Below are 4,660 nucleotides of genomic sequence, written 5' to 3' on the forward strand. Positions count from 1 at the left end.
GGGCGATTGCGGGGCCTGCACGGTGATGGTTGACCGCGTGGCGCTGCGGTCCTGCCTCATCACGCTGGCTGAATGCGAAGGCCGCTCCATCATCACGATCGAAGGGCTTTCGCCCGATCGCTCTCATCCGGTGCAGCAAGCCATGGTGGTGGAACAGGCCATCCAATGCGGGTTTTGCACCCCTGGCATCGTGATGAGCGCCGCCGCCTTGCTCGCGCGCAATGCCAACCCCGGCGAGGGCGACATCAAGGAGGCGATCGCCAATTTGTGCCGATGCGGCGTCCATCCCCGCTTGATCCGCGCCATCCAGCGCGCTGGCGCGGCGATGCGCCGGGAACAGCCCACCGGCACCGTTCCGCCGCTTGGCCTCCCAGATGTGGAAGCCGCGCCGGCGGCGGCGATAAAGCCTGCATCAGAGACATCGGAACATTAGGAGGCAATCATGAAGACAACGATCTGGCACAACCCGAATTGCGGCACCTCGCGCAAGACCTTGGCGATCCTGCAGGAAACGCCGGGGATCGAAGTGCAGGTGGTGGAATACCTGCAGACGCCGCCAAGCGCGGAGAAGCTGGCTCAGCTTTATCGGGATGCAGGCATCTCCCCGCAGCAGGGCCTGCGCATGCGCGGCACCGACGCGGCCGAGCGCGGCCTGCCGGATGCGGACGATGCAACGGTATTGGTCGCGATGGTCGCCGAACCGATCCTGATCGAACGACCTCTGGTGGAAACCGAAAAGGGCGTCAGGCTTTGTCGTCCACAGGAAAAGGTTTACGAGATTTTGTGACGCTGGCTTCCCTCGCCTTGCAATGACCGATCTAATCTGCCACCGCATGGCACCTTTATGACACCTTTCAACAGTGCGAGAGCTTCCGCCAGCATGACCAGTTCACAGCTTGCCCGAGAGGCACTGCCCCAGCGGATTAAGCGGAAAATAAAGCAGGGGCTGGGGCCGTGGGGCGTCTTCTTCGAAGGTTTTCTGCGCAATCCGGTGATGGTGGGCTCAATCGTGCCCTCCTCCCGCTTCACCATTAACCGGATGCTGGCGCCGGTGGATTGGGAGAACTGCAAGCTCTTCGTCGAATATGGTCCCGGCGTCGGCACGTTCTGCCAGCCGGTGCTGGATCGCTTGAGGCGCGACGCGATGCTTCTGGTGATCGACACCAACCCCCAGTTCATCGATTATCTGCGCCGGACCATAACGGACAGCCGCTTCGTCGCGGTCAACGGATCTGCCTCCGATGTAGAGGAGATCGTGCGTGCGCATGGGCATGAAAAGGCGGATTACGTGCTTTCCGGCTTGCCTTTTTCCACTTTGCCCGAAGGCGTCGGGCCGGCGATCGCGGCGGCTACGCACCGCGTGATACGCAAGGGCGGGGCATTTCTGGTCTATCAGTTCACGCCCAAGGCGCGCTCTTTCATGGCGCGTCATTTCCGCCGCATCGATTCGGGTCTTGAACCGATAAACGTGCCGCCGTGCTTCATGTGGTGGGGCTGGAAAGACGAAGACGAAGCCGCTTGAACGCAGCTCTCCCGTCCAATGCTATTCGAAGGTTTGATTGACCGTGTCGGCGGACGGGGCGGCCAATTGGCGATGCGTGTAAGCCAGCACCGCCGTCAGGATCACGCCTGACACTGCCGCTATCACGCCCGACACCACACCGGTAAACAGCGTCAGAGCCCGCCCCTCACCAACGAGCAAGGCCAAGGGCGCGACCAGAACGATCGTCACCATAAAGGCGATAGCGATATAGGCGATCATCAGCAGCACGAAGAACCCGAACAGCCTCAGGCTGTTGTGCCGCGTCAAACGCCAGGACCGAACCAGCGCGGCAAGCGGATTGGTGATCCCTTCGTTGACCACCACCGGGACCACCAGCGACAGTTTGATGGAGACGTAAATCATCGCCACCATCATGGCCACGGCGACGATCGCGGACGCGGCGCCGGTTCCGACGATGAGGGCGAACAGGCCGCCGATCAGCAGCGCAAGCACGAGCGAGGCGGCCACGATGCCCAGGACCGTCAGCAGCACCGCGGCCACCAGTGTCGGCAAGGCCCGCAGCGCGGCAACGATCGCCTGGCCCACCGTGAGCCGCCCCCGCTCGCTTAGCAGCGCCATGATCGCAAGATAACCCGCCCCTTGAACCAGCAGTCCGCCCAGACCGAACCCCAGGAACAAGCCCGTGTGATCGGCCATGATGCGTTGCACCATTTCCGGCTTGCCCAGCGCCTGCAGCAGCTGCGTCTGCACGCCCGTCAGGAACACGGTCGAAAGCAGCGTGGGCAGCATGAAGAACACGCCTGCCACCGGCAGCAGCACTTGGCGATTGGCGCTTACCGCCGCCATCGCTTCCAGCCAGGCCCTGTTGCTGTCAAACTTCATCACGCGCTCCTGGTGTCCTGCCTGGCAGGCTGCCTAAAGGCACTTGATAAGCGCATGGAATAGCGCCACGCAACGCGCCATGACGATTCCTCCCTCTCTTCCCGGTGATATCGAGCTGCGTCTGTCGTCCGGCCCGGTCCCTTACCGCGATGCGCTAGAGGAGATGGCGGCGCGCAACGCCGGAATCGCGGCGGGTCAGGCGCGTGAGCTGATCTGGTTGCTGGAACATCCGCCGGTCTATACCGCCGGAACCAGCGCCCAAACCGCCGAACTGCTCCACCCCCGCTTCGAAGTGGTGGAGGCCGGCCGCGGCGGCCGCTATACTTATCACGGGCCGGGGCAGCGGGTTTGCTATGTGCTGCTCGACCTCAGGAAGCGGGCGCGCGACGCTCGCGGCTTCGTCCACGCTCTGGAAGGCTGGGTGATCGAAACCCTGCGGGACTTCGGGGTGAAAGGTTTTCGCGCCGAAGGCCGAATCGGCATCTGGACCACGGATATTGACGGACGAGAGGCCAAGATCGGCGCCATCGGCGTGCGCATCCGCAAGTGGGTGACCATGCATGGCTTTGCTGTCAACATCCGCCCGGACTTGTCGCATTTCGCGGGGATCGTGCCTTGCGGGATCGAGGAATTTGGCGTGACCAGCCTGGCGCGTCTGGGCCATGACGTGGACTTCGCAACGTGGGACCAGGCGCTGCTGAACCGGAGCGCCAGCTTCCTGGCCGCCTTGGAACGGCCTTGCCCCACCCCCATCTCCCGCACGGAGACTGCCTGAATGAAAGCCTATTCCGCTCTATCCCTGGCGATGGTCGCAGCCTTGGCGCTGAGCGCCTGCGGCAAGGGCAAGACGCCAGATCATGCGGTAGCTGGGGGAGAGCTTCTTCCCCGCTCGGTCAGCGACGATATGCTGCCTTACGACACCGTGCGATCGCAGCCGCCGCTGTCCAATCCCGATGCCGGGAAAACCAGCAGCAAGACTCGCGCCGAAGCGACTGCGGGGCCTGATGACAATGAAGACGTGGTGACCGGAAACGAAGCACCGCCGCCGGAGCCGGCGGAAGCTCCCCCCGCGGCGCCGGCCGGGCAATAGGACAGGAATGCAAAGCCGCGAGCGGCGGTGATGATTTGCAAACCTTTCGGGGTGGGCGAACCCACCCCGGAGGGCATCTTACAGACCGTCCAGGCCCTTGCTGACCAGGACATTCACAGCAACGCGGCGGTTCTGGGCCTTGCCTTCGACAGTGTCGTTGCTCGCCATCGGATCTGCCTCGGACATCCCGGTGGGGGTCAGCATGCGATAAGGTTTCCAGCCACACGCCTGCTGCAGGTAATTGACGACGCTGCCGGCCCGCTTTTCGCTGAGCACCTGATTAAATTCGGGGCTTCCGGTGGAATCGGTGTAACCCACGACAAGCAGCAGGGCGTTATTCATCTTTTCCGCCGAGGCTGCCGCGGCGCAGAGATCGTTTTTCGCCTGAGGGGACAGCACCGCCTTGCCGGTGTCGAAGTTCACGTTTGTCGTGCTTTTGATATTGTACTGATCGATATCGCCCATGCGGCCGCGCAGCGCCTCCGTCGCCGCGGTCTGCTCGGCAAAGCGCTGGTCAGTGCCGTTGCGGATCATGGCCGCGGTCTTAAGATCCTTGCCCTGAAGGTTGATCTGGCTCGCCACCAGTTCATCGCCCGATCGCATGGTCTTGACGGTGACCGGAAGGCCGTTGAGCAGCGAAGTTGCGGCAAGCTTGCTGCTGTTAAGGCCGAAAAGGCCCTTGCTCGCCTTGATACGGGTGGAATCATTGATGACGATGACGGTGTTAGTGCCGTCGTCGGCGGTGACCTGCATCTTGTCGCCGCTGCGCGCGGAGATGATGCCCTTGATCTCAGGCCCTTGGGTCATCTGAGGTTGCTCGGCCGGGGGGGCGCTATAGGTCGCCGAAACGTCGGCCGGGGGCGGCGAGTCCTGCGTCTGTGCAGCCAAGCTGCCTGACGCCGCCACGGTGGCAAGCAGTAAGAAAACCCTTGGGCTTTTGGAAATGACACTCATTGCGCTACTCCTTCAAACTCGACCAGCCGGGCCTGCATCATTGCAGCTTCTCGTCCGACCGCCGCCCGTGTGATGGCGTATCCGGCTGTCAGAACCCCTCCAACTAACTTCATGGGACGTGCGGCATCTATGCTACAGCTGAACACCATGGATTTCGGCGTGTTCAGGACCGCCTTTCTGCCACATGAACACGCCCGGCGACACTGTTAGTTGAACGGCTAATGCGAGCG

At 62.7% G+C, this 4,660-nt stretch carries 7 protein-coding genes; 5 read left to right on the plus strand and 2 right to left on the minus strand.

What is annotated here, in order from left to right:
- The 3 genes from V7D69_RS14545 to V7D69_RS14555 form a co-directional block, all read left to right on the plus strand.
- The coding region (locus tag V7D69_RS14545) for a (2Fe-2S)-binding protein (protein ID WP_333606158.1) at positions 1 to 433 on the plus strand (433 nt) is incomplete at its 5' end.
- Positions 434 to 442: 9 nt separating this feature from the next.
- Positions 443 to 787 (plus strand): arsenate reductase (glutaredoxin), encoded by a 345-nt coding sequence (gene arsC / locus V7D69_RS14550; RefSeq protein ID WP_324064258.1) that lies wholly within the window; start codon positions 443 to 445, stop codon positions 785 to 787.
- A gap of 93 nt (positions 788 to 880) precedes the next feature.
- A complete protein-coding gene (locus tag V7D69_RS14555) occupies positions 881 to 1,522 on the plus strand; it encodes a class I SAM-dependent methyltransferase (protein WP_324064257.1) in 642 nt (213 codons plus the stop codon).
- A 21-nt stretch (positions 1,523 to 1,543) separates the two neighbouring features.
- Here the strand turns inward: V7D69_RS14555 and V7D69_RS14560 are convergent, their stop codons facing one another.
- Positions 1,544 to 2,386, minus strand: coding sequence for a lipoyltransferase (locus V7D69_RS14560; RefSeq protein WP_324064256.1), 843 nt, complete (start codon positions 2,384 to 2,386; stop codon positions 1,544 to 1,546).
- 79 nt (positions 2,387 to 2,465) lie between these two features.
- Here V7D69_RS14560 and lipB point away from each other — a divergent pair, with 79 nt between their 5' ends.
- Both lipB and V7D69_RS14570 read left to right on the plus strand, forming a co-directional pair.
- Positions 2,466 to 3,161: a lipoyl(octanoyl) transferase LipB gene (lipB, locus tag V7D69_RS14565; RefSeq protein WP_324064255.1), complete on the plus strand. Its 696-nt coding sequence runs from the start codon at positions 2,466 to 2,468 to the stop codon at positions 3,159 to 3,161.
- Positions 3,162 to 3,476 carry a hypothetical protein gene (locus tag V7D69_RS14570; protein ID WP_324064254.1) on the plus strand — a complete coding sequence of 105 codons (315 nt, stop codon included), beginning with the start codon at positions 3,162 to 3,164 and terminating at the stop codon, positions 3,474 to 3,476.
- A 78-nt stretch (positions 3,477 to 3,554) separates the two neighbouring features.
- On the opposite strand, the gene V7D69_RS14575 is transcribed toward V7D69_RS14570, so the two are convergent.
- Positions 3,555 to 4,430 carry an OmpA family protein gene (locus V7D69_RS14575; protein ID WP_324064253.1) on the minus strand — a complete coding sequence of 292 codons (876 nt, stop codon included), beginning with the start codon at positions 4,428 to 4,430 and terminating at the stop codon, positions 3,555 to 3,557.
- Positions 4,431 to 4,660 lie beyond the last annotated feature (230 nt).

Source organism: Novosphingobium sp., from assembly GCF_036733805.1.
GTDB lineage: Bacteria > Pseudomonadota > Alphaproteobacteria > Sphingomonadales > Sphingomonadaceae > Novosphingobium.

Bases quoted from the DNA above. Each gene is read 5' to 3' on its own strand.
- lipB (WP_324064255.1), top strand. From the start codon at position 2,466: ATGACGATTCCTCCCTCTCTTCCCGGTGATATCGAGCTGCGTCTGTCG.
- V7D69_RS14575 (WP_324064253.1), bottom strand. From the start codon at position 4,430: ATGAGTGTCATTTCCAAAAGCCCAAGGGTTTTCTTACTGCTTGCCACC.
- V7D69_RS14560 (WP_324064256.1), bottom strand. From the start codon at position 2,386: ATGAAGTTTGACAGCAACAGGGCCTGGCTGGAAGCGATGGCGGCGGTA.
- V7D69_RS14555 (WP_324064257.1), top strand. From the start codon at position 881: ATGACCAGTTCACAGCTTGCCCGAGAGGCACTGCCCCAGCGGATTAAG.
- arsC (WP_324064258.1), top strand. From the start codon at position 443: ATGAAGACAACGATCTGGCACAACCCGAATTGCGGCACCTCGCGCAAG.
- V7D69_RS14570 (WP_324064254.1), top strand. From the start codon at position 3,162: ATGAAAGCCTATTCCGCTCTATCCCTGGCGATGGTCGCAGCCTTGGCG.